The sequence below is a fragment of the Cobetia sp. 5-25-4-2 genome (genome assembly GCF_013374075.1).
In the GTDB taxonomy this organism is placed as follows: Bacteria; Pseudomonadota; Gammaproteobacteria; order Pseudomonadales; family Halomonadaceae; genus Cobetia; species Cobetia marina.
This window is the reverse complement of sequence record NZ_BLWK01000010.1, coordinates 118,957-143,736: the sequence shown is the minus strand read 5'-3', so window position 1 is coordinate 143,736 and position 24,780 is coordinate 118,957. Positions and strand designations below refer to the sequence as shown.

Sequence of the window (24,780 nt, the reverse complement as noted above, 5' to 3'; positions counted from 1 at the left end):
CTGGCGCGCAAGGCCTTCGCGCCGGGCGTGCCGCCGTTCCCCCTGATGCACGTCAACACCACCTGGAAATTCCAGGAGATGATCAAGTTCCGCGATGAGATGGCCGCGGAAGTCGGCATGGAACTGATCGAGCACATCAATCAGGAAGGCGTCGAGGCGAACATCAACCCGTTCGAGCACGGCAGCGCCAAGTACACCGACATCATGAAGACCCAGTCGCTGAAGCAGGCGCTGGACAAGCATGGTTTCGATGCGGCCTTCGGCGGTGCGCGTCGTGACGAGGAAGCCTCACGCGCGAAAGAGCGTGTCTACTCCTTCCGTGACCAGTACCACCGCTGGGACCCCAAGAATCAGCGTCCGGAGCTGTGGAACATCTACAACTCCAAGATCAACAAGGGCGAGTCCATCCGCGTCTTCCCGCTCTCCAACTGGACCGAGCTGGACATCTGGCAGTACATCTACCTNGAGTCCATCAAGATCGTGCCGCTCTACTACTCCGCCGTGCGTCCGGTGGTGAAGCGTGACGGCCTCGACATCATGGTCGATGACGACCGTCTGCCGCTCAAGGAAGGCGAAGTGCCGGAGATGAAGTCCGTGCGCTTCCGCACCCTGGGCTGCTATCCGCTGACCGGCGCCGTGGAATCCACCGCCGCGACCCTGCCGGAAATCATCCAGGAAATGCTGCTGACCCGTACCAGCGAGCGCTCCGGTCGTGCCATCGATCACGATCAGGCAGGCTCCATGGAGAAGAAGAAGCGCGAAGGGTATTTCTAGTCGCCAATTCTCGCTAGGCCCATTGCCTCACGAGGCCCCATCCTGCTGATTCCGCCTCGTGCTTGATGACCTGAACGAACAATTCGCCTGATGAATCGGCTCGCAGCCTCACGAGACACTGGCTCGTGATACTGGCTCGCCAGCTCATCAGGCCCATGACAGCGGCAAGGAGAAGAGTGTGTCCCACGCGTCAGACAAGATTTCCGCGGATATCGAAGCCTATCTGCAAGAACACGAGCGCAAGGACCTGCTGCGCTTCATCACCTGTGGTAGCGTCGATGACGGCAAGTCGACCCTGATCGGTCGTCTGCTGTTCGACTCCAAGCTGATCTACGAAGATCAGCTGGCCTCCATCACCCAGGCCTCCAAGACCAGCGGCACCACCGGTGATGAAGTCGATCTGGCCCTGCTGGTCGATGGCCTGCAGTCCGAGCGTGAGCAGGGCATCACCATCGATGTCGCCTATCGCTTCTTCTCGACCGACAAGCGCAAGTTCATCATCGCCGATACCCCGGGGCATGAGCAGTACACCCGCAACATGGCCACCGGTGCCTCGTCCGCGAGCCTGGCGATCATCCTGATCGATGCGCGCTACGGCGTGCAGACCCAGACCCGTCGTCACAGCTTCATCGCCGACCTGCTGGGTATCCAGCATCTGGTGATCGCGGTCAACAAGATGGATCTGGTCGACTACTCCGAGGCGCGCTTCAACGAGATCGTCGCCGAGTATCAGGAATTCGCCGACAAGTTGAATGCACCGGATATCCGCTTCGTGCCGATGTCTGCGCTCAAGGGCGACAACGTCGTCAATCGCAGCCCGTCACTCGACTGGTACACCGTCGATGGTCAGGCCGGACCGTCGCTGCTGGAGGTGCTGGAAACCGTCGAACTGACTCGCGATCAGAACCTCAGCGATCTGCGCTTCCCGGTGCAGTACGTCAATCGTCCCAACCTCGATTTCCGTGGCTATTGCGGCACGCTGGCGGCCGGTGTCGTGCGTCCGGGTGACAGCGTCAAGGTACTGCCATCCGGCAAGATCTCGACCATCGAGCGCATCGTCACCTTCGATGGCGACCTCGAGATCGCCTATCCGGGCCAGGCCATCACGCTGACGCTTGACGACGAGATCGACATCTCGCGCGGTGACTGGCTGGTGGCGGCAGACGCCGAACTGCCGCTCTCCAATGCGCTGGAAGCGGATGTCGTCTGGATGCACGAGAAGCCGCTGCAACCGGGCCGTCAGTACGATATCAAGCTGGCGACCCGTGATCTGACCGGGCAGGTCAGTGCCATCGATTACCTCTACGACGTCAACACGCTGGAACATCACGAGGGCGACAGCCTGGCACTGAACGCCATCGGCCGCGTCCAGCTCGAGCTGACCCAGTCGGTGCCGGTGGACGACTACCGTTCAAGCCCGGGCACCGGCAGCTTCATCGTCATCGATCGTCTGAGCAACGTGACCGTCGGCGCGGGCATGATTCGCGGCGTGGGCCGCTCCGGCACGCAGGCAACCACGCAGCAGACCGATTGGGCCGCGTTTGAAGCCGATCTCAACGCGCTGGTACGCAAGCACTTCCCGCACTGGGAAGCCCGCGACGTGCGCGAGCTGCTGGGCCGTGGCAACTAAGTCTTTGCAACAGAGTCTTTGTAACAGAGTCTTTGCAACTAAGTCTTTGCAACAGAGCCTTGGCAACATGAGTCGCGGTAACGGAGTCGAGCCGGCACGGTCGACTCCGTCGCATGACCCGATAACAACAACGCTGGACACGCGATAACAACACGGCCTGCTGGATATGAAGCCGGAGAACGCAGAAGCCCCCATGGCCGCAAGGCGATGGGGGCTTTTTGCATGGTGCGGGTCACGTCAGCGCATCAGGCGGCAGCGGCGTCGATGGCAAGCGGTGTGGAGGGGCCGAAGTGCTCGTGATGGCACTGGGTGAGCGGTACGCCGATGCGATTGAGGTGCTGGATCATGCTCTGCATGAAGCCATGCGGACCGATCACGAAGGCCTGCAGGGACTCGGCACTGGCACCTGTCGCGGCAATCTGACGTGCCAGCCAGTCGCGCTCGATGATGCCCAGGTGCGCATGCGTCGGCAGAGTGTCAGCCTTCTCGTAGCAGACCTGATAATGCAGCTGCTCAGGATACTGCGCGACCAGTGATTGCAGCGTGGTGTCGAAGGCATGTACCTCGGGATTGCGGGCCGCATGCAGATAGATCACCTGACGACCCGCCGCGAGCGCTGCCTCCAGCAGCGAGAGCATCGGTGTCTGGCCGACGCCGGCAGACAGCAGCAGTACCGGGGCCTCGGGGCTCTGGGGCGCGGCATGCTCGAAGGTCAGCTCGCCGGCCGGCGGCAGCAGGTCGATCTCGTCACCCACGTTCAGCGCATGCAGATACTGGCTGGACTGGCCGTGGTCTTCACGCTTGACCGAGATACGGCAGAAGCGCTCGTCCGGCGCGTGTGACAGGCTGTAGTGGCGATGGATCACGCCCTGCGGCGTCGTCAGGCGCATGCCGATGTACTGGCCCGGCAGGAAGGAGAACATCGGACCTTCCACCGGCGCCAGGTACAGCGAGCGAATCTCGCGGCTCTCGTCCTCCGTACGCACGATGCGAAAGCGGCGCAGCCCCTGCCAGCCGCCGCGGGTGGCAGCGAAGCTGTCGTAGCGGCCCTGCTCGGCGGCGATCAGCACGGCGGCCAGCTCTCCGTAGAGGGCGCCCCAGGCGTCGGCGATCTCCGGCGTGACGGCGTCTCCCAGCACCTCACCGATGGCGGCCATCAGGCACTCGCCGACGATGGGGTAGTGCTCGGGCAGGATATTGAGCGAGACGTGCTTGCTGACCACGGGCGCGAGCAGGCGGTCCACCGCCTCACGCGAGTGGCGTGCGCCGACATAGGCGAGCACGGCGCCGGCCAGCGCACGGGCCTGACCACCACTGGCCTGGTGCGTCTGATTGAACAGCGGCTTCACTTCGGGATAGCGCTCGAACATCAGCGGATAGAAGCGCGCGGTAATGGCGTTGAGGTGCTCGGCGACGACGGGAGCGGTGGCGGCGATCAGGTCTTCCTGGGCGTTGGTCAGCATGACGATACCTCGTGATGAATGTCGCCATGAAGAGAGCAAGGGCCATGCCAACTCGTCAGGCCAGTATCCATGCGTCCCCGAGAGCGGTGATGTGAAAAATACACGACGTGAGAATGTGTCAAGATGACATCTTGCGTGTCATGATGACATCATCTGTCGCCATGACGATGTCTTGCGACACGCCGTCGCGTGAGCCGCGTGCTCATCACCCAGTACCTCGCCCGCCATTTCCGGTTGACTGACGTCAGGAATCCCGCATGCCCGAGACTCCCTTGCCACGCAATGATACGCCCCTTGCCGCCCTGAACGCCTGGCTTGCTGCCTGGTTGACGGAAGAGGAGGGTGGCAAGCGGCGTGCCTTGCCATGGACCCGTCTGCTGGCCGCGATCATGCAGCGTCTGCCCGGTGAGGCCGCGACGCTGATGCGCTATCTGCCGGAGCGTGACGAGTTGCTGCCGCTGGCCACGCATGGGCTACCTGCCGAGGTGCGCGGTCGGCGCTTTGCGTTGTCAGAGCATCCGCGGCTCAAGGCGATTGCCGAGCACACCGGTGTCTATCGCTTCGCGGTGGACAGTGACCTGCCGGACCCCTTCGATGGCCTGCTGGGGGAAGTGCATGGGCCGGATCTGCTGGTGCACGACTGTGCGGGTATCGCGCTGCGCGAAGGGGACAGGTTGCTGGGCGTGATGACCTTCGATGCGCTGACACCCGGCGTGTTGGCCCCGCTGGAAGCGCTGGAGATTCGGCAGATCGGCGATGCCGAGCTGGCAGACGTCCTGGCGCAGGAGCATCAGGAGCATCAGGAGCATCAGGAGCATCAGGAGCATCAGGAGCATCAGGAGCATCAGGAGCTTCATGACCTGCTGACGCTGCCCACCTGCTGTCTGGCGCTGGCATCACGGCTTGAGCGTGGGGCCGCTCCGCTGACCGGCATGGCAGCGCTTGCGCCGGGCATGACACCGCAGGCCCAAAGGACCTGTCCGCAGCGCGGGCCAGCGATGGCGAGACTGGAGGCACAGCTGGAAGCGGTAGCCGATACCGACATGACGGTGCTGGTGACGGGCGAGACCGGGGTGGGCAAGGAGGGCGTGGTCCAGCAGTTGCACGATGCGTCGCGTCGCGCCAGTCGGCCTCTGGTGCGCATCAACTGTGCCGCGCTGGCACCGGAACTGGTCGAGAGTGCGCTGTTCGGGCATCGGCGAGGGGCCTTCTCCGGCGCGTCCCATGATCACCGTGGCCATTTCGTGATGGCCGATGGCGGCACCCTGCTGCTGGACGAGATCGGTGAGCTGCCACTGGCGCTGCAGCCCAAGCTGCTGCGGGTGCTGCAGGAAGGTGAATTGCAGCCGCTGGGCAGCGATCGCGTGGTCAGGGTGGACGTGCGCGTCATCGCGGCGACCAATCGTGATCTCGAGGCCGAAGTCGCCGCCGGGCATTTCCGCGAAGATCTCTACCACCGCCTGAGCGTCTATCCGCTCAGGGTACCGCCGCTGCGTGAGCGCGGACGAGCGGATCTGCTGGCGCTGGCGGGAACCTTTCTCGAGCACAACCGCACGCGCCTCGGGCTGGGCAATCTGCGCCTGACGCCGGCGGCGGAGCATCTGCTGTGTGACTACCCGTGGCCCGGCAACGTGCGTGAGCTGGAGCACTGCCTGAGTCGTGCCGCCCTGCATGCGCGGCTGGCGCAGGGGGCTCATCCGACGCGCCTGCGCGCCGATGGGCGTCAGCTGGTGGTGATCACGCCGGAGTTGCTGGGGCTGGAGGCGAGTGCCGAGGTGGCGCACGAGCAGGCCGGTGGCTTTGCCCTCCACGCCGCACAGGAGGGGTATGGCACGATTCAGGCGGGGAGAGCGAACCCGGCGCAGCGTCATGTCCTGCAGGACATCGATGAAGCGCTGGGGCTGCGTGATGCCACCGAGGCGTTTCAGCGCGAGCACATCTCGCGGGTCTGGCTGGCGAGTGATCGCAACTGGGCAGAGGCCGCGCGCAGGCTCAAGGTCGATCGCGGCAATCTGTATCGACAGGCCCGGCGGTTGGGCATCGTGTGACGTGAGAGACGAAGACGGCGGTGCTCGATGAGCGCCGCCGTCGTGTGTCGTCTGCCCTGACGCAGACATCGCTGGGAGAGAAGGTGCTGCGCAGATCAGGCGCGCGTGGCGATCAGCACTGCACGCCGTGGTGCCGGATGGCCTTCACGGGTCAGGCGTGGGTCGTCAGGGGCGAGGAAGTCACTCAGCGAGTGATAGGTCATCCAGTCGGTCGAGCGTTGTTCATCCAGCGTGGTCACCGCTTCATCGACGATGCGCACGTCCTTGAAACCGGCGCGCTCACACCAGTGGGCCAGCGCCCGGGAGGACGGCAGGAAGTAGACGTTGGGCATCGCGGCGTAGCGCTCGCCGGGCATCAGTACCGTCGTCACGTCACCTTCCACCACCAGGGTTTCCAGCACCAGTTCGCCGCCGGGGCGCAGGGCATTGCGCAGCTGGAATAGGTGGTCCATCGGCGAGGGGCGATGATAGAGCACCCCCATCGAGAACACGGTGTCGAAGGCGGCCATCTTCGCGGGGACGTCCTCGATGCCCACCGGCAGGAAGTGCAGGTTGCGCCCCTGGGGGTGATCCGCGCCGATGAAGTGACGCACGGCATGGAACTGGCAGTAGAAGCGCGGGGAAGGGTCGATCACCAGCGTGAAGGCGGCACCAGCGCCGACCATGCGCCAGCCGTGGTAACCATTGCCGCCCCCGACATCCAGCACGCGACGGTGAGTGAGATCCGACAGATGCGGCGCGAGGCGCTGCCACTTCCAGTCGGAGCGCCATTCGGTATCGATATGGATCTCGTCGAGCTGATAGGGGCCCTTGCGCCACGGCATCATGGCGCGCAGCAGATTCTCGCTCTGGCGTTGCTGCCCCGTGCTCAGGCCTGTCGGGAAGCATGCGCCCACACGGTCGGCATCCAGCTGCACCTCGCGCTCGTCAGGTAGTTTCGGCAGCTTCTCCAGTGCCCCATGCCAGGCCTTGAGGTCAGCATGGCGCTTGCGGTCCAGACCCTTGGCCAGTTGCTCGGGCAGGGCGCCCAGCCAGCGGGCGAAGCCGTCACCGACGGCGCCTGGCTCACAGGCAAGCTCGGTGAAGGCGCGGTAAAGATCACGATCGTAGGGGGAGATGCTCATGCGCTGGGTCGGGTCCGTGCAGGCGTAGCGGTCATTCGGCGGCTTTGAAAGCGACCATCGAGGCAAAGTTCAGGTATTGCAGCCAGGTGTGGCTGCGCGCGAAGCCGGCGCGTGCCAGGCGCGCATGGTGAGTGGTGAGACTGTCGGGCTTCATCACGTCCTCCAGCGCTTCGCGTTTCTGCGAGATCTCGAGGTCGGAGTAGCCGTTGGCGCGCTTGAAGTCATGATAGCGCTCGATCAACCAGGCGTTCTCGACCGGGTCGTCGCTGATGATCTTCTCGGACAGGATCAACACGCCGCCGGGCTCCAGCGCCGCAAACAGCTTGTCGATCACGGCGTCGCGGTCCTGCGGCGGCAGAAACTGCAGGGTGAAGTTGACCACGATCATTCCGGCAGGCTGGTACTCCAGGGTGCGGATATCGGCTTCACTGACGTTGATGCGATGGTCCGGGAAGGCGTCGGCGAGCTCGCGGCTGGCGCGCTCGACCATCGGCCGGGACAGATCGACGGCTTCGATCTCGATGTCCTGGGCCGCCATCTCACGTGCCAGTGCCATGCTGGCAGCCCCCAGCGAGCAGCCCAGATCATAGACGCGTGCGCCAGGGCGCAGGTGAGCGCGGGCCATCAGCCCCAGCATGGCGATGATCTGACCGTACCCCGGCACCGAACGGCGCAGCATGTCCGGGAAGCAGCTGACGACCTGTTCGTCGAAGGAGAAGCTGGCAACACGGTCAAGGGGTGTCGTAAATATCGCGTCACGGTAAGATGCATCACTCATGGATCAAGGCTTCATCGGGCAGAGGGCCTGGGCGACATGCCATTGGCCGGGGAGCGGCTGGGCTGAGTGCCCTGCTGGGCCCGCCATTCTACGCATTCGAGGTGCCTGACGCACCCGCCGCGGCTTGCCGATGATGCTTCCATCAACCGATTTCTGACCGGGCCACGCAGGGCCGGTCGCGACACTTCAAGGAGAGAGGTGGCCATGTCCACTCCATCGTCTGCACGTTCTGCCCGCCGTAACAGTCAGGCCTGGCAGGCCCTCGCGCGTCATCATCAGGAGCAGATGGCCGATGTGCACCTGAAGGACCTGTTCGCCGAGGATGCGGCGCAAGGGCGCGATCGAGTGACGACCTTCACCCGTTCTGCCGCGGGCCTGCGCCTGGATCTCTCCAAGCAGCGGCTCAAGCAGGAGACCCTGGAGCTGCTGCTGGAGCTGGCGCGGGAAACCGGTGTCGAGCAGGGCATCAAGCGTCTGCTGGCCGGTGAGCACGTCAATCGCTCGGAAGATCGCCCGGCCCTACACGCGGCCCTGCGTCTGCCACGCTCAGCAAGTCTCGAGGTGGATGGCGAGGATGTGGTACCTGCCATCCACGAGAGCCTCGAGCGGCTCGCCGAGATGGTCGAGACCTTCCATAGCGGGCAGTGGCGTGGTGCCACCGGCAAGCCGATCACCGATGTGGTCAATCTGGGGGTCGGTGGCTCGGACCTGGGGCCGCTGATGGTCTCGAGCGCGCTGAGCGATTGCCGTCCCAAGGGCGTCCATGAGGTCGGCGTGCACTTCGCCTCGACCATGGATGGCTCACAGCTGGCGGACTACCTGCAGTCCTTCAGCCCGGAAACCACCTTGTTCATCCTGTCGTCCAAGTCATTCTCCACCATCGACACGCTCTCCAATGCGCGCACCGCGCGTGACTGGCTGAAGTCGCGCCTTGACCCGCAAGGCCGTCTGGAAGGGCTGATCAATCGCCAGCACTTCATCGGCGCATCCGCCAAGCCGGAGAAGATGAGCGAGTGGGGTATCGCACCGGAACATCAGCTGCTGTTCTGGGACTGGGTCGGCGGGCGCTACTCGCTGTGGGGCACCATCGGACTGCCCATCGCGCTCAATGTCGGCATGGACAACTTCCGTCGCCTGCTGGCGGGGGCGCATGAGCTGGATGAGCATTTCCGCACCGCACCGCTGGAAGACAATCTGCCGGTATTGCTGGCGCTGGCGGGTATCTGGAACAACAACTTCCTCGATATTCGCGCCCACTCCATCCTGCCCTACGACGGTCGCCTGGAATACTTCGCCAGCTACCTCGAGCAGCTGGAAATGGAATCCAACGGCAAGTCGGTCACCAACGATGGCGAGATGGTCGATTACTCCACCTGCCCGGTGCTGTGGGGCCAGCTGGGCCCGAACGCCCAGCATGCCTTCTATCAGCTGCTGCATCAGGGTACCCAGGCAGTGGAATGTGACTTCATCGCGCCGATGCGTCGCTATGACCATGTCGAGGACGCCGAGACCCGTGCCCACCTCAAGGCGCAGCACCGTCTGACACTGGCCAACTGCTTTGCCCAGTCGCGCGTGCTGATGCTGGGCGATGACGCGATACCGGGTGACGAGGCCCAGCCGAATCACAAGCGTTATCGTGGCAATCAGCCCTCGACCACCCTGCTGCTGGAAGCGCTGACGCCGGAAACCCTGGGGGCCCTGATCGCGCTTTACGAGCAGAAGGTCTTCGTCCAGGCCACCATCTGGGACATCAATCCGTTCGATCAGTGGGGCGTGGAGCTGGGCAAGCAGATCGCCACCGCGACGGAAGCGACCATGACCACGGGAGAAGGCTTCGAGCAGCTGGACGCTTCCAGTCGTGCCTTGATCGAGTCCGTGTGGGCCGCCCAGGGGCAGGACCCGCGCTGACGGGGGATCACGCAGGTGATCATCCTCTGTTGATTTATACAGTATTCTCGCTATCCTATATGGGAATCAATCGTTTACACTAGACACCTTGCCGCGAACCGAGCGTGAGCCGTTCGGTTCGCGCGTGTCGGGAGCGCTGATGAGCCGTCCCCATTACCCTGCGCAGGCAGGCGTTGTCGTTCCTCCGGTCAGGGGCGTGTTGTACCTGCATGGTTTCAACTCGGCCAGTTGCTCGCCCAAGGCGCAGTTGATGAAGCGTGCGGCCGCCGAATTCGGTCTGCCCTGCGTCGCGCCTGACATCCCACCTCAACCCGCTGCCGGGCAGGCGGTGGTGGAGGAGGCCTACCAGGCGCTCTGCGCGCAGTTGGATCTCGACCCGGCTGACCCTGCCTGTGACGACGCCATCGTGGTGATCGGCAGCTCCATGGGTGGCTTTCTGAGCACCTGGCTTGCCGCGCGTGAGGCTGCGCGACTCGATGGACCCCAGGGCCGCGAGCAGAGCGTATGGCGTCAGGGGCCGCGCACGGTATTGATCAACCCAGCCGTGCGCCCGGTCAGGCTCGTCACGGCATGGCTGGGGTCGACCCACGCCAACCCCTATACCGGCGAGTCCTTCACCGTCACCGAAGCATTCGGTCCGGCGCTGGCCGCACTGGAAGCGATCCCCGTCACGCCGCAGCGCACCCTCGTGCTGCTTGCCACGGCGGACGAGACATTGGACGTCAACGATGCCGCAAGCCTCTATCAGGATTGCCGGCTGATCCTCACGCCGGGAGGGGATCATGGATTTGCCAGACTGGCGGAGTACCTGCCTGCCATCATGGCGCATGCCGGCCATCGTCTGGCCCCGTCGCTTGCGACATCCTTCCACGTCGCACCCTGCTAACGTGTCGAGGACGGTTGGGCGTGCGGGCCGGACAGGAAGATGAATCCGTCATCGGATCGTTCGGCCAGCGGCGACTCTCTTCAGAAAATCAGGCAGAGGCATCGCCATCCGTGATGCGTCTGCCGGACGTCAACACCAAGGACACAAGGCTGCGATGAGTCAGTACAGCGCCAGTTCCATCGAGGTTCTCTCCGGCCTCGAACCGGTCCGCAAGCGGCCCGGCATGTATACCGATACCACTCGGCCCAACCACCTGGTCCAGGAAGTCATCGACAACTCCGTCGATGAGGCGCTGGCGGGTCACGCGAAGGAAGTGCGCGTGAAGCTGCTGGAAGACGGCGGTATCGAGGTGGCGGATGATGGTCGTGGCATGCCCACTGACATCCACCCCGAGCATGGTGTGACCGGGATCGAGCTGATCCTCACCAAGCTGCACGCGGGGGGCAAGTTCTCCCAGGACAGCTATCGCTTCTCGGGCGGCCTGCACGGCGTGGGGGTCTCGGTGGTCAACGCCCTGTCGACACGCCTTGAGGTGGAAGTCTGCCGTGAGGGTCTGCGTCAGCGCATTGCCTTCGAGAATGGCGAGAAGGTCGAGGAGCTGAGTCAGATCGGTACCGTCGGCAAGCGCAATACCGGCACTCTGGTGCGTTTCTGGCCGGACGAGAGCTACTTCGACAGTCCGCGTCTGGCGATGGCGCGCCTGCGTCACCTGCTGCGCGCCAAGGCGGTATTGTGCCCGGGGCTCAAGGTTGTGCTGACCGAGACGGATGGCAGCGAGACGGCCTGGCATTACGAGGATGGCCTGCGCGACTATCTGCTCGGCGCCACCGATGGTTTCGAGCGACTGCCGGAATCGCCGTTCGTCGGTCATTTCGAGGATGAGGAGCATGGCGTCGACTGGGCCATCCAGTGGCTGCCGGAAGGCGGCGAGCTGGTGCAGGAGCCCTACGTCAACCTGATCCCCACGCCGCTGGGCGGCACCCACGTCAATGGCCTGCGTTCCGGCCTGCTCGAGGCGCTCAAGGAATTCTGCGACTACCGCAGTCTGCTGCCGCGTGGCGTCAAGCTGAGTGCGGATGACCTGTGGGAGCGCGCCGCCTTCGTGCTGTCGGTGAAGATGCTCGATCCACAGTTCGCCGGCCAGACCAAGGAGCGCCTGTCCTCGCGCAGCGTCGCGGCCTTCGTCTCCGGGGTGGTCAAGGACGCCTTCTCGCTGTGGCTCAATCATCATGTCGACCAGGCCGAGGCGCTGGCGGAACTGGTGATCTCGGCGGCCCAGCGCCGTCTGAAGAGCGCCAAGAAGGTCGCGCGCAAGAAGGTGACCTCCGGGCCTGCGCTACCGGGCAAGCTCTCGGATTGTTCAAGCTCCGACCCTGCCGACAGTGAGCTGTTTCTGGTCGAGGGGGACTCCGCCGGCGGCAGCGCCAAGCAGGGTCGCAACCGCGAGACCCAGGCGATCCTGCCGCTGCGCGGCAAGATCCTCAATACCTGGGAAGTCGAGTCGCATGACATCTACTCCTCCCAGGAAGTCCACGACATCGCGGTCGCCATCGGGCTGGACCCGGGCTCGGATGATCTCACCAAGCTGCGCTACCACAAGGTCTGCATCCTGGCGGATGCCGACTCCGATGGCCTGCACATCGCCACGCTGCTGTGCGCGCTGTTCGTGCGGCACTTCCCGGCGCTGGTGGATGCCGGGCGCGTCTTCGTCGCCATGCCGCCGCTGTATCGCATCGACCTGGGCAAGGAAGTCCATTACGCCCTGGACGAGAGCGAGAAGGCGCACATCCTCAAGCAGCTCGAGAGCAAGCGTGGCACGCCCAACGTGCAGCGCTTCAAGGGGCTGGGTGAGATGAACCCGCTGCAGCTGCGCGAGACCACCATGGCACCGGACACTCGCCGCCTGGTGCAGCTGACGCGCAGTGCGGATGACGGCACCCACGAGATGCTCGACATGCTGCTGGCCAAGAAGCGCGCCAGTGATCGCAAGAGCTGGCTCGAGGACTACGGCAACATGGCCGATATCGAGGTCTGATCATCGGTTGAGCTTTCACAGCCTTTGAACTTCGAAAGCCAGACAAGCTGCGCGACAGCATTCTTTCGGGAGCGCCACAGTCAGGCGCTCCCCGGTTTTACGCTCGTAATCAAGGTCAAGTGCCCATGAGCATGGATATCCAGGTCGCGGAGGGTGACGTCGAACGTCTGGCCCTGCGTGACTACACCGAAAAGGCGTACCTCGACTACTCGATGTACGTGATTCTCGACCGCGCCCTGCCGCATGTCGGTGATGGCATGAAGCCGGTACAGCGCCGCATCGTCTACGCCATGCGCGAGCTGTCCCTGACGGCCAACGCCAAGTACAAGAAGTCGGCGCGTACCGTCGGCGATGTGCTGGGCAAGTTCCACCCGCATGGTGACAGCGCCTGTTACGAAGCCATGGTGCTGATGGCGCAGCCGTTCAGCTATCGCTATCCGCTGGTGGATGGGCAGGGCAACTGGGGTAGCCAGGATGACCCCAAGTCCTTCGCGGCCATGCGTTACACCGAATCGCGTCTGTCGAAATATTCCGAGGTGCTGCTGTCCGAGCTCTCCCAGGGCACCGTCGACTGGGTGCCCAACTTCGATGGCACCATGAACGAGCCCAAGGTGCTGCCGGCGCGTCTGCCCAATGTGCTGCTCAACGGCACCACCGGCATCGCGGTGGGCATGGCGACCGACATTCCGCCGCACAACGTGCATGAAGTCGTGGCCGCCACACGCCACCTGCTGCGCAACCCGGACTCCGACAGCGATCAGCTGATGGACTTCCTGCCGGCACCGGATTTCCCCACCGAGGCGGAGATCATCACGCCGCGCACCGACCTCGCCAAGCTCTATCGCACCGGTCGTGGCAGCGTGAAGATGCGCGCCCGCTATGTGCTGGAAGAAGGCGATATCGTGATCACGGCGCTGCCGTATCAGGTCTCCGGCGCCAAGGTGATCGAGCAGATCGCCGCCCAGATGCAGGCCAAGAAGCTGCCGATGGTCGCGGACCTGCGCGATGAGTCCGACCACGAGAACCCGACGCGCCTGCTGATTCAGCCGCGCTCCAATCGGGTCGATATCGAAGGCCTGATGGCGCACCTGTTCGCCACCACGGATCTCGAGAAGAACGCGCGCGTCAACATGAACGTCATCGACCTCAAGGGTCGCCCGCGCGTGATGGCGCTGCACGAGATGCTGGCCGAGTGGCTGCGTTATCGTCGTGCCACCGTACGTCGCCGCCTCGAGCATCGTCTGGCCAAGGTCGAGGATCGTCTGCATATCCTCGAGGGGCTGCTGACGGCTTACCTGAATCTCGACGAGGTGATTCGCATCATCCGCGAGGAGGAAGACCCCAAGGCCAGCCTGATCGAGACCTTCCAGCTTTCCGAGCGTCAGGCCGAGGCGATCCTCGAGCTGCGTCTGCGTCACCTGGCACGCCTCGAAGAGATGAAGCTGCGGGGCGAGCAGGACGAGCTCAAGCGCGAGCGCAAGCACCTCAAGCATCTGCTGGGCAATGACGAGGCCCTGACGGACCTGATCGACAGTGAGCTTGAGCAGGCTGCCACTGACTTCGGCGATGCACGTCGCTCGCCGCTGGTTGAACGCGGCGAGGCCAAGGCGCTGTCGGAAGTCGAGCTGATGGGCGCCGACCCGATCACCGTCGCGCTGTCCGAGAAGGGCTGGATCCGCGCCGCCAAGGGGCATGATATCGACCCCGAAGGCCTGTCCTACAAGGCCGGCGACCGCTTCCATCTGGCGGCGCGCGGCAAGACCAATCAGCCGCTGGTGCTGCTGGATGACACCGGGCGCGCCTACACCCTGGCCGCGCACAATCTGCCCAGTGCGCGCGGGCAGGGCGAGCCGATCACCGGGCGCATGAATCCGGCGGCGGGGGCTTCGATGGTCGGGCTGCTGCTCGACGCACCCTCGGCGCGCTATCTGCTGGCCTCCGATGGTGGCTATGGCTTCGTGACCACGCTCGAGCAGCTGACCGGCAAGAACAAGTCCGGCAAGGCCGCGCTGACCTTGCCGCGCGGCTGTGCGGTACTGCCGCCGGTGGCGATCCCCGAGGTGCCTGAGACGGCGCAGGGGGATGCCGCGCCGCTGGAAGTGGCGGTGGTGTCCAACGAAGGGCGTCTGCTGGTCTTCCCGCTCGCCGAGTTGCCGGAAATGTCCAAGGGCAAGGGCAACAAGATGCTGTCGATTCCGGGCGAACGCGCCGCCAATCGTGAGGAATTCGTGCGCTCGCTGGTGGTCGTGCCTGCCGGGGCCACGCTGGTGGTGCACGCCGGCAAGCGCAAGACGCTGCTCAAGGGCGCGGATCTTGACTACTATCGTGGCGAGCGTGGCCGACGCGGCAGCAAGTTGCCCAAGGGCTTCCAGAAGGTCGATCGTCTGGCCGTAGACAGTTGATGATGCCAGTGGCGAGCTGCCCTGGAGGTAACCTCTTGATGATTCATTGCTCAGGAACGATTTTCCGATGACACAACGTATCTTGATCCGCGCCACCGGTGCGGCTCGTCCGGGACAGCTGGCAGGGCTCGGTCAGGCGCTGGCCCGCAGTGGCGCACGTCTGCTGGATATCAATCAGAGCGTGACCTTCGGGCTTGTGTCGCTGGAAGCGCTGGTGGCACTGGAGGCGCAGTCCGAACTGGAAGCGGCGCTGAGTGCTGCCGGGGAACAGCTGGGACTGGATGTGCAGGCCGTGCAGGTCGGCGCCGAGGAATATGCACGCTGGAGCCATCAGCTGGAGCGCCCGCGCTGGATTCTGACGCTGCTGGCGCCGCGGCTGCCGGCGGGCATTCTCGCCGAGGTCGGCGGCCTGACGGCGGAATTCGGTATCACCGTCGAGCTGATGCATCGCCTGTCGGGGCGTGAACCGCTGGATGGCGAGTCACCGGCCGAAGGCGCCTGTGTCGAGTGCTGGCTGCGCCTGCCGGAGCACGAGACCGACATCAATGCGCTGCGCGAGAAGGCGCTGGCGCTGGGCGCGCTGCATGGTGTCGATATCGCGATCCAGGAAGACGATATCTGGCGTCGTCATCGCCGCCTGATCTGCTTCGACATGGATTCGACCCTGATCAAGACCGAGGTGATCGATGAGCTGGCGCGTCGTCATGGTGTCGGCGAGGAAGTCTCGCAAGTCACCGAGCGTGCCATGCGCGGTGAGCTGGACTTCCAGGAAAGCTTCCGTGAGCGAATGAGCAAGCTCAAGGGGCTGGACGAGTCGGTGCTGGCGGAGATCGCCGCCAACCTGCCGCTGATGGATGGGGTCGAGCGTCTGATGGCCAATCTCAAGGCGCTGGGCTATCGCACCGCGATTCTCTCCGGTGGCTTCACCTACTTCGCGCGTCACCTCCAGCAGCTGCTGGGCTTCGATGAGATCCACGCCAACGAGCTGGTGATCGTCGATGGCAAGGTGACCGGTGAGGTGCGTGAACCGATCGTCGATGCCGAGCGCAAGGCGCTGCTGCTGCGCGAGATCGCCGAGCGTCACGGCCTGCGCATGGAGCAGACCATCGCCGTCGGGGATGGTGCCAACGACCTCAAGATGCTTGCTGAAGCGGGGCTGGGCATCGCCTTCCGCGCCAAGCCGCTGGTACGTGAACAGGCGCGTCAGTCGATCTCGACGCTGGGGCTTGATGCCGTGCTCTATCTGATGGGCTACCGCCAGCAGGACCTCAAGCACTGAGTCTGCAGTGAGTGCCTGATGGTGCCTCATCGAAAACGCCCTCACCGCGGTTGCGGTGGGGGCGTTTTCGATGTTCGGGGCGGATGGGACGGGGTCTAGTCCCAAAGCAGCAGGGTGGTTTTGCGCACGGTGACTAGACTGGTGACAGACGCCGACGACTCGGAGTCTGTCTGTTGTCGCCCTCCCAAAACGCCATTCGCCACGCCGTCAGGAGTTTGCCCATGCCGTCACCCTATGACGATGAACTGCACCTGCTGTGTCTGTTCCCGCATGACGCCGCCCTCAAGGGCTTGAAGATTCGCCACGATGCCAGTCCTGACATGGTCGCTGCGGCAGAACGTCTGCACGCCAAGGGCCTGACCACGCTGCCCGATGGTGGCTATCTGACCTCCGTGGGTCGTGAGGCTGCCGAGCATGCCCATCGTCTGAACGATCTGCTGCACGTTCCCCAGGCCATGACAGGGACCTGAACACCGCGCATGAGCCCCGGATACGGCGATATACGGGGCAGGTGCAATAACGCAAGACGCCCCGCGGCAGCCTGCCGGCGGGGCGTCTTGCGTTATCGCCTGAGGGGTCAGGCCTTGTGCTTGCGATAGGTCGCGCGCGTGATCTCGACGATCTCCACGCTGACCTCGCGAGCGGCCTCGCAGTGCGGCTTGAGGGCTTCCATCAGGATATCCGCCAGACGCGACTTGTCGTCATCGCTTCGGCCTTCCAGCTGATGGCAGTGAAGGTTGACGAAGCCATGCTTGTGCGCCAGCGGTGCCTGATTGCCCGCCAGGCGCCAGTGACGCCAGCTTTCCGCGCGCACCTTGATGTCGCTTTCCTTGAACAGGCCGCTTTGCATGGCGGCGGCATGCAGGTCATCCATGATCGCGTCCATGTCGAGGCTGGGGGCCAGACTGTCGGCATAATCAATGACGAGATGAGGCATGTGATGGGCTCCTTGAGCGTGGCCACGCCTCTTGGGGCGTGTGCCGATGGTGATGATGGCCAGCGATTCTAGCGAAATGGGGCCGCGATGGTAGCAGATTTTCGCAAGCGCACCGCGCATGGCGCAGTGCTGACCTCAAGGTCTGACCTCATCGGCTGATCTCATCGGTGGATTTCATCGGTGGATTTCAGCTGCGGGCAATCAGCGTGGCTCTCGTCGGGTCCGGATGGTCATCATGGCCGACAGTCTGGGCGTGGTCTGCGAGGTGGCCCGGGGAGTGAGCACCACTCAGGGGCGTCTTGGAGCGGCGCCCGGGGATCTCGCGTACCAGCCGTGGCATCAGGAAGCCGGGCAGATGCTCCAGCAGTGCCTCCATCAGGGCGCAGGCGTCTTCATCGCTGACCGCGAAGTGGGCGGCGCCCTGGACGGGGTCGAAGGCATGCAGGTAGTAGGGCAGCACCCCGCACTCGAACAGTCGCTCGGCGAGGGCCGTCTGCGTTTCCACCGAGTCATTGACGCCGCGCAGGATGACGCTCTGGTTGAGCAGGGTGACCCCGGCTGCCTTGAGGCGTGTCATGGCCGCGGCGACCTCCGTGTCCAGCTCGTTGGCGTGGTTGCTGTGGATGACCAGCACCTTCTGCAGTCGCGTCGCCTTCAGCCAGTCCAGCAGCTCGGCATTGACGCGATCCGGTATCACCACCGGCAGGCGGGTGTGGATACGCAGACGCTTGAGATGCGGTATCTCGCCCAATGATTCCACCAGCCAGGCCAGTCGCCTGTCGGGAGACACGAGCGGGTCGCCACCCGAGAGGATGACCTCGTGGATGCGCTCATCGGCGCGCAGGTAGTCGAGAATGTCCTGCCATTGCGCGCGGCTGGGCTGGTGGTCTTCATAGGGAAAATGGCGCCGGAAACAATAGCGGCAATTGATCGCGCAGCCACCACTGACCATCAGCAGCACCCGGTTGGTGTACTTGTGGATCAGTCCCGGGAGCGGGGTGTGCTCCGCTTCTTCCAGCGGGTCGGTGACATAGCCGTCGAGCACGTCCGTCTCGCTGTCCAGTGGCAACACCTGACGCAGCAGCGGGTCATTCGGGTCTTCTGGGCGGATGCGGCTGGCATAGGCCTCGGGAACGCGGATCGAGAACAGGGCATGGCCGTCGCTGGCGCCGGAAAGCCATTCGTGATCCAGTCCCAGGCGGTCCAGCAGCGCCTCGGGAGAGCGAATGACGTCGCGCAGCTGTGCACGCCAGTCACCGCGCGGACTCGAGTGGAGTGCGAGGGGTGTCACATCGTGACTTTCGCACGTCTCATGCGTGATGGTATGCAAGGATGGCGAGGTTCGGGTTATCATGCGCATCACTTCTTAGTCATGGTTGCTGCCCGTGAGGCGGCAATCTGGAATTCATGGCGGGCAAGACCCGTTAACGAGTCGAGAGCGAGCAAGATGGCCAATTATTCTACCAACGAATTCAAGTCCGGTCTGAAAGTGATGCTGGACAATGACCCCTGTGCCATCGTTGACAATGAGCTGGTCAAGCCGGGCAAGGGGCAGGCCTTCAATCGCGTCAAGCTGCGCAACCTGAAGACCGGTCGTGTGTGGGAGCGGACGTTCAAGTCCGGTGAGAGCATCGAAGCTGCCGACGTCATGGAAGTCGACATGGAATACCTCTACACCGACGGGGAAATGTGGCACTTCATGCGTACCGATGGCTCCTTCGAGCAGTATGCCGTCGATGGCAAGGCGCTGGGCGACAACATCAAGTGGCTGAAAGAGCAGGTCGTCTACACCATCACGCTGTGGAATGACAACGCGATCGCGGTGACTCCGCCGAACTTCATCGAGCTGGAAGTCGTCGAGACGGATCCGGGCCTCAAGGGTGACACCGCCAACGGTGGCTCCAAGCCGGCGACGCTGTCTTCCGGTGCCGTGGTGCGTGTCCCGCTGTTCATCAACCAGGGCGAAGTGCTCAAGGTCGATACGCGCAGCGCCGAGTACGTCTCGCGCGCCTGAGCCTTTTCGCTCACGTCGTGACCCCTCTGATGCCTCGCCTCGTGCGGGGCATCATCGTTTGTGCCGGTCAATCCTGCAGGCTGGCCACTGTTCCTTGCTGATCCACTCGTCGAGCTCGCCATGTCAGACGTCGATATTTCCTCTGATTCTCCCCAGACTCCCTTGCCGCAAGACTGGGCGCCCACCGCGACGCGAGAGCGCCTCGAGCAGCGCGCACGACTGATCAATGAGGTGCGGGCCTTCTTCGCCGAGCGTGAGGTGCTGGAGGTGGAGACGCCGGTGCTGGGGCAGGCTGGCTCGACCGACGTGGGGCTGGCCTCGTTGTCATCGTCGTTGCAACTGCCCGGTGAGCGTGAACGGGTGCCGATGTGGCTGCAGACCTCGCCGGAATTCCACATGAAGCGTCTGCTGGCGGCCGGCAGCGGGCCGATCTTCCAGATCGCGCGTGCCTTCCGCGATGGTGAGGTCAGTCGTCGCCACAATCCCGAGTTCTGCATGCTGGAATGGTATCGCCCCGGCATGAGTCTCGAGGGCCTGAGAGAGGAAACCTGTGAGCTGATCCAGCGCGTGATGGCGCTCGGGGCGCAGCTGACCGGCAAGTCGTCGCTGCTGGACACCTCTGGGGCATCAGACGCCTCGGGGACTGGTCCTGCCGTCACGGCCTACCGTGATCTCTTCCGGCGAGTGCTGTCACTGGACCCGTTCAGTGCTTCTCTGGACGAGGTACGCGCGGCATGCGGGCGTGAGTGCGCTGTCGATGCCAGTGACTGGTCTCATGAGACCTGCCTGGATGCGCTGATGAGTCTGGTGATCGAGCCGACATTGGGACAGGGCGCCGTGGAGCTGGTGACGGACTATCCCGCGGCTCAGGCGGCGCTGGCACGCAAGCATCGGGATGCTGAAGGGGATTGGGTGGCCTCGCGTTTCGAGGCGTATGTCGCAGGGATCGAGTTGGCCAACGGTTACGATGAGCTGACCGATGCCGCCGAGCAGGCATCGCGCTTCGCGGCTGACAATGCCGAGCGTCATGCGGCAGGCCTGCCGCAGGTCGCGGCAGACCATCGCCTGGTGGCCGCCTTGCACGCCGGGATGCCGGCAGGCAGTGGTGTGGCGCTGGGGCTGGATCGTCTGATCATGCTGGCACTGGGTGAGCGTGATATTGCCGCAGTGGTTGCCTTTCCGGCAGCACGTGCTTGAGGTGTCACGTTGCTCGCAAGCAATTGCGTTTATCTTTGACACGCTAGGGACATCTGAGTCGTCTAGACTGCAGGTATCAGACAGGGAGTCTGATGTCGTCATACCGGCGTCGTAGCGGGGCAGACATTCCCTCTGGGTACCTGCTCCATCGATCGGCACGGGGTGAGGCGATTCACATGACCGAAGGAGTGGCTGTCGGGCGCCTTTCATCGGGCATGGTGACAAGGTGTCGACAGGGGTCTCGCATGAGCTTCTCGGAGCCGCTCATGAGAGATTCCGGCAGTAGAGCCTCAAGAGAACTACGCCATTCAGGGAGGAAGACTCGCAGTTGGACGAACAGGCATGTCCAGGCACGTTGGCGAGATGCTGACGTGCAAGGATGCCAGAGGGGGCCGGTTGATACTGGTGCCTCAGTTGAAAAGGGAAGCCTGGCGGCTTCCCTTTTTTATGTGTCATCCATTGCCTTCGGCAGCGCTCCTGCCTGTCATTCGCTGTCTGGCGCGAAGGTTTCCTCATTGCCGAGGGCCGACTCGTCAGCGACCTGCGACTCGCAGGAGGCTGGCCGCATGCCGAGTGACTGCCCCATGCTGACCTTCTGGCCCGGCATCAGGGTGTCATCGAACTCGACGCTGTCCGGGAAGCACATCACCACGGTGGAGCCGAGCTGGAAGCGACCCATCTCGGCGCCCCGTGCCAGCTCGATGAGTTGATCGAAGCGGGTCGTCTCGACATCGCCGGACAGTGGCGTGACCTGGCCGCTCCACACGGTCTTGATCGCCGCGACGATCATCGCGCCGACCAGCACCATGGCCATCGGGCCGTGTTCGGTCTCGAAGATGCAGACCAGGCGCTCATTGCGGGCGAAGAGGCCCGGCACATGCGTGGCGGTGGCTTCATTGACCGAGAACAGGCGTCCCGGCACGTAGGCCATCTCCACCAGGCGGCCCGCCAGGGGCATGTGGACGCGGTGATAGTCCTTCGGTGACAGATAGACGGTAGCGAAGCGGCCGTTGCGGAAGGGGGCGGCACGCTCCTCGCTGCCACCCAGCAGCTGGGTCAGCGAGAAGGCCTGACCCTTGGCCTGCACCAGGGTGCCGTGGCTGATGGCTCCGAACTGCGACAGCACACCATCGGCAGGCGAGACGAGTCCTTCCTCGATGGGGCGGGCCTCTTGCTTGAGGGCACGGGTGAAGAAGTCGTTGAAGCAGGCGTAGGCGCGCGGATTCTCCTCGAGCGCCTCGCTCATGTTGACGTCGTAGGCCTTGATGAAACGTTCGATGAAGGTGTTCTTGACCCACGGATTCTCGCAGGCGGCGATGCGCCCGATGAGGCGTGAGATCAGGTGCTGGGGTAACGGGTATTGGCTCAGAGAGAACAGCTTGGCACGATCCACGATGTTGATCCTTGCAGAAAAGAGAAGCCCGCCCCGAAGGGCGGGCGCTGACCAACGAGATGGCGGCCAGCAGGCTGGCAGCACCTTAGCCCATCGTCATTGGCCGCTCAAGCGCGGGGGCAGGCAGGGGCAGCAGCGAGCCCCCTCTGGCCGCTCAGCGTTCTATCGGCGTGTCCTCGCGATTGCCCCATTCCTTCCAGGAACCGGGATAGGCGCGAATGTCCTCGAACCCCAGTGCACGCCCCACCAGCCAGGTCAGGCCTGAGCGGTGGTGGCTCTGGCAGTGCGTCACCACATGCTGCTCGGGACTGATGCCCCGCGCGCCCAGCTCGGTGATCAACTCGGCATAGTCACGAATGCGCAGGTCGCGCTCGCGGTCCATGGCCTCGGTCCACTCGAAGTGCACGGCGCCGGGGATATGGCCAAGACGCGCGTTCTGGCCTTTTTCTCCGCGATACTCCTCCAGTGAACGGGCATCCCACACCACGACCTTCTCCTCGGGGGCCTCGGCGGACAGGCGCTCGAGAATGTCCTCGCGGGTCGCCATCACGCTGGTATCGACATAGGCGGCGTGATATTCGCTGGCCTGCCATTCGCTGGCAGCCTCACTCAGGGCAAGTCCTTCACCCTGCCAGGCATGCAGACCGCCGTTGAGATAACTGAAGCGCGTATGGCCCAGCAGCGCGAGGGTCCACAGCAGACGACCTGCCCAGCCACCGCCTTCGTCGTCATAGGCGACGACATGGCTGTCCCGCGTGATGCCCAGCTCGGACATGATGTCGGACAGCGCCTGTGGGCTCGGCACGCCGGGGATCTCGTCCTCGTTGCTGCCGACCAGGCGCTTGAAGTCGAGCAGGCGTGCACCGGGCACATGACTGGCATGACTCTCGGCCTTGAGCGGAACATCGACGATCACGATGTCCGGGTGGTCAAGCAGCGGCAGCAGCTGCGCAGGCTCGACGATCAAGGGCAGCAGGTTCTGCTCGGAGCTGAACGAGGCGGAGGCCGTCGGGTCGCAAGACGTTGACTGGGAAGAGGAGGGTGACATGGCGTGGTCCTTGCTTCATCGATGGGGATGATCCTTGTGAGCATCATGGCATGCTGGCGGCCAGTGGCGTCAAGTCGCGGCTTGCGGGGCAGATGGCGGACGCCAGGCGGTAGATGGCAGGCATCGCCATGCGCCCCTGCAGCGGTCCTGGCGAGAAACGCTCAATTCGTGCTGACTTTGCGTCTATAATGCTGCCCGTCACATGCTGGGCGAAGAGTGTGACGCGCAAGTGGTGGCGAGCGCTGGTCGTCATGCACAGCGTCATGCACGGAGACGGTGCGTCATTCGCAGTGCCTTGCGCTGGTGCCATGCTCTGGCGCATCCGTGCCTTGTGCTGCGGCGTCTGTCCGTCCCTGCCTGTCAGGGACGAATCGCCACATCCGGCAGTGTCCTGCAAAGCACACAGCCTCTGAAACGCCTGCAGTGAAATCCGTCTTGTCTCCAACCAATCGCGACCTAGTCCACGGGAGTTTCACCTTGTTCGAGCGCCTCTTTTCACTTCGCGCCGAAGGCACCACGACGCGCACGGAAGTGCTGGCAGGCATTGCCACCTTCCTGGCTTCGATGTACATCATCGTGGTCAATCCCGGCATTCTGTCCGCTACGGGCATGCCGTTCAGTGCCGCACTGACCGCCACCGTGCTGGTCAGCTTCTTCGGCAGCCTGATGATGGGACTGTACGCCCGCAATCCGATCCTGGTGGCACCGGGCATGGGCATCAATGCCCTGTTCGCCTACACCATGGTGCTGGGGACCGGCATGCGCTGGGAGGTCGCGCTGGGGTGCGTCTTCTGGGCGGGTGTCATCTTCGCCATCCTGGCGCTGTTCAACGTGCGACGTCTGGTCATCGATGCGATTCCCGCTCAGCTGCGCTATGCGATTGCCTGCGGTATCGGCCTGTTCATCACCCTGATCGGGCTGGTGAATGCCAAGCTGATCGTATCCAACCCCGTCACCGTGGTCAGTGTCGCCCCCATGACGCCCTCGCTGGTGATCTTCATGATCGGGCTGGCGCTGACGGCGGTTCTGGTCGCCAGACGTATCCATGGCGCCTTGATCATCGGCATCGTGGCGACCACCCTGATGGCGGCCACCATCGGCCGTCTGTGGGGGGACGGGACTGCCTACTTCCCGCCCGAGATCGCGCAGCCGACGCTGGTCAACTTCACCGGCATCTTCGCGGCACCTGATTTCAGCGGCCTGCTGGCACTGGATTTCATGGGCTCGCTGAAGATCGCCTACGTGCCCTTCATCTTCGTCATCCTGTTCACGGTGTTCTTCGATGCTCTGTCCACCTTCATGGCGGTCGCTGAGGCGGGCAATCTGAAGGATGAGAATGGTGACCCGCGCAACATCCGTCGCTCGATGATGGTCGATGCCTTCTCGGCGCTGGTCTCCGCACCGCTGGGCACCAGCCCTGCCAACGCCTATATCGAATCGGCGGCCGGTATCAGCCAGGGTGGGCGCACCGGTCTCGTCGCCGTGGTCGTGGCACTGTGCTTCCTGCCGTTCCTGTTCCTGGCGCCGTTGCTGTCGCTGGTGCCTGCCATCGCCACCGCGCCGGCGCTGATTCTGGTCGGCGTGTTCATGATGGAGCCGATTCGCAAGATTCACTGGCACCAGTTCGATGATGCGATTCCGGCCTTCATCGCCATGGTGATGATCCCGCTGACCTACTCCATCACCCACGGGATCGTGTTCGGCTTCCTGAGCTTCGTGATCATCAAGCTGGGGGTCGGCAAGGCGCGGGAGATTCGCCCGACCATGTGGGTGCTGTTCGCGCTGTCGATCCTGCTGTTGCTGGAAGGCTGAGGGGACGCGATTGCGTCGGACGCCTTCTCTCGGTCGAGAACGAAATAATCCC

19 protein-coding genes are annotated in these 24,780 nt (G+C 63.9%); 12 read left to right on the top strand and 7 right to left on the bottom strand.

What is annotated here, in order from left to right; translation table 11 throughout:
- Positions 1-774: sulfate adenylyltransferase subunit CysD (cysD, locus tag HXS65_RS16605; RefSeq protein ID WP_176494420.1), on the top strand; the 774-nt coding region annotated here is incomplete at its 5' end.
- A gap of 178 nt (positions 775-952) precedes the next feature.
- Entirely contained in the window at positions 953-2,404 is a 1,452-nt protein-coding gene (gene cysN, locus HXS65_RS16600; RefSeq protein WP_084208200.1) for a sulfate adenylyltransferase subunit CysN, read from the top strand.
- A 245-nt stretch (positions 2,405-2,649) separates the two neighbouring features.
- Here cysN and HXS65_RS16595 read toward each other — a convergent pair whose 3' ends face one another.
- On the bottom strand, positions 2,650-3,867 hold the full coding sequence (locus HXS65_RS16595; protein WP_077374267.1) for a globin domain-containing protein: 1,218 nt from the start codon (positions 3,865-3,867) through the stop codon (positions 2,650-2,652).
- A gap of 257 nt (positions 3,868-4,124) precedes the next feature.
- Here HXS65_RS16595 and HXS65_RS16590 point away from each other — a divergent pair, with 257 nt between their 5' ends.
- Complete coding sequence (locus HXS65_RS16590) at positions 4,125-5,915, top strand: sigma 54-interacting transcriptional regulator (RefSeq protein WP_255304537.1); 1,791 nt, start codon at positions 4,125-4,127, stop codon at positions 5,913-5,915.
- 95 nt (positions 5,916-6,010) lie between these two features.
- On the opposite strand, the gene cmoB is transcribed toward HXS65_RS16590, so the two are convergent.
- Together cmoB and cmoA are read right to left on the bottom strand one after the other, a co-directional pair.
- On the bottom strand, positions 6,011-7,039 hold the full coding sequence (gene cmoB / locus HXS65_RS16585) for a tRNA 5-methoxyuridine(34)/uridine 5-oxyacetic acid(34) synthase CmoB (protein WP_176494419.1): 1,029 nt from the start codon (positions 7,037-7,039) through the stop codon (positions 6,011-6,013).
- Between the two features lie 31 nt (positions 7,040-7,070).
- Positions 7,071-7,817, bottom strand: coding sequence for a carboxy-S-adenosyl-L-methionine synthase CmoA (gene cmoA, locus HXS65_RS16580; protein ID WP_077374257.1), 747 nt, complete (start codon positions 7,815-7,817; stop codon positions 7,071-7,073).
- 204 nt (positions 7,818-8,021) lie between these two features.
- Between cmoA and pgi the strand changes: the two genes are divergently transcribed.
- From pgi to HXS65_RS16550, 6 genes are all read left to right on the top strand, one after another.
- The gene (pgi, locus tag HXS65_RS16575) at positions 8,022-9,725 is read left to right on the top strand and encodes a glucose-6-phosphate isomerase (protein WP_084208205.1); all 1,704 of its coding nucleotides are present in this window, start codon (positions 8,022-8,024) and stop codon (positions 9,723-9,725) included.
- Between the two features lie 139 nt (positions 9,726-9,864).
- Positions 9,865-10,611 carry a YqiA/YcfP family alpha/beta fold hydrolase gene (locus HXS65_RS16570; RefSeq protein WP_077374251.1) on the top strand — a complete coding sequence of 249 codons (747 nt, stop codon included), beginning with the start codon at positions 9,865-9,867 and terminating at the stop codon, positions 10,609-10,611.
- Between the two features lie 154 nt (positions 10,612-10,765).
- Entirely contained in the window at positions 10,766-12,646 is a 1,881-nt protein-coding gene (gene parE, locus HXS65_RS16565; protein ID WP_077374248.1) for a DNA topoisomerase IV subunit B, read from the top strand.
- A 125-nt stretch (positions 12,647-12,771) separates the two neighbouring features.
- A complete protein-coding gene (gene parC, locus HXS65_RS16560) occupies positions 12,772-15,048 on the top strand; it encodes a DNA topoisomerase IV subunit A (protein WP_077374245.1) in 2,277 nt (758 codons plus the stop codon).
- Positions 15,049-15,115: 67 nt separating this feature from the next.
- The gene (gene serB / locus HXS65_RS16555; protein WP_077374242.1) at positions 15,116-16,327 is read left to right on the top strand and encodes a phosphoserine phosphatase SerB; all 1,212 of its coding nucleotides are present in this window, start codon (positions 15,116-15,118) and stop codon (positions 16,325-16,327) included.
- Between the two features lie 221 nt (positions 16,328-16,548).
- Positions 16,549-16,797 (top strand): TIGR02647 family protein, encoded by a 249-nt coding sequence (locus HXS65_RS16550; RefSeq protein ID WP_077374239.1) that lies wholly within the window; start codon positions 16,549-16,551, stop codon positions 16,795-16,797.
- Positions 16,798-16,904: 107 nt separating this feature from the next.
- Here HXS65_RS16550 and HXS65_RS16545 read toward each other — a convergent pair whose 3' ends face one another.
- Positions 16,905-17,264 (bottom strand): 5-carboxymethyl-2-hydroxymuconate Delta-isomerase, encoded by a 360-nt coding sequence (locus HXS65_RS16545; protein ID WP_077374236.1) that lies wholly within the window; start codon positions 17,262-17,264, stop codon positions 16,905-16,907.
- 187 nt (positions 17,265-17,451) lie between these two features.
- Entirely contained in the window at positions 17,452-18,618 is a 1,167-nt protein-coding gene (epmB, locus tag HXS65_RS16540) for an EF-P beta-lysylation protein EpmB (protein WP_176494418.1), read from the bottom strand.
- A 93-nt stretch (positions 18,619-18,711) separates the two neighbouring features.
- On the opposite strand from epmB, the gene efp reads away from it, so the two are divergent.
- Both efp and epmA read left to right on the top strand, forming a co-directional pair.
- A complete protein-coding gene (gene efp / locus HXS65_RS16535) occupies positions 18,712-19,278 on the top strand; it encodes an elongation factor P (RefSeq protein WP_077374233.1) in 567 nt (188 codons plus the stop codon).
- 120 nt (positions 19,279-19,398) lie between these two features.
- Positions 19,399-20,475, top strand: a complete 1,077-nt coding sequence (gene epmA / locus HXS65_RS16530; RefSeq protein ID WP_375782218.1) for an EF-P lysine aminoacylase EpmA — start codon at positions 19,399-19,401, stop codon at positions 20,473-20,475.
- A gap of 484 nt (positions 20,476-20,959) precedes the next feature.
- Here epmA and asd read toward each other — a convergent pair whose 3' ends face one another.
- Positions 20,960-21,868: an archaetidylserine decarboxylase gene (gene asd / locus HXS65_RS16525; protein WP_176494417.1), complete on the bottom strand. Its 909-nt coding sequence runs from the start codon at positions 21,866-21,868 to the stop codon at positions 20,960-20,962.
- A 154-nt stretch (positions 21,869-22,022) separates the two neighbouring features.
- Complete coding sequence (locus tag HXS65_RS16520) at positions 22,023-22,916, bottom strand: sulfurtransferase (protein WP_077374227.1); 894 nt, start codon at positions 22,914-22,916, stop codon at positions 22,023-22,025.
- Positions 22,917-23,393: 477 nt separating this feature from the next.
- Here HXS65_RS16520 and HXS65_RS16515 point away from each other — a divergent pair, with 477 nt between their 5' ends.
- Positions 23,394-24,728: an NCS2 family permease gene (locus HXS65_RS16515; protein ID WP_084208211.1), complete on the top strand. Its 1,335-nt coding sequence runs from the start codon at positions 23,394-23,396 to the stop codon at positions 24,726-24,728.
- The last annotated feature ends 52 nt before the right edge of the window (positions 24,729-24,780 follow it).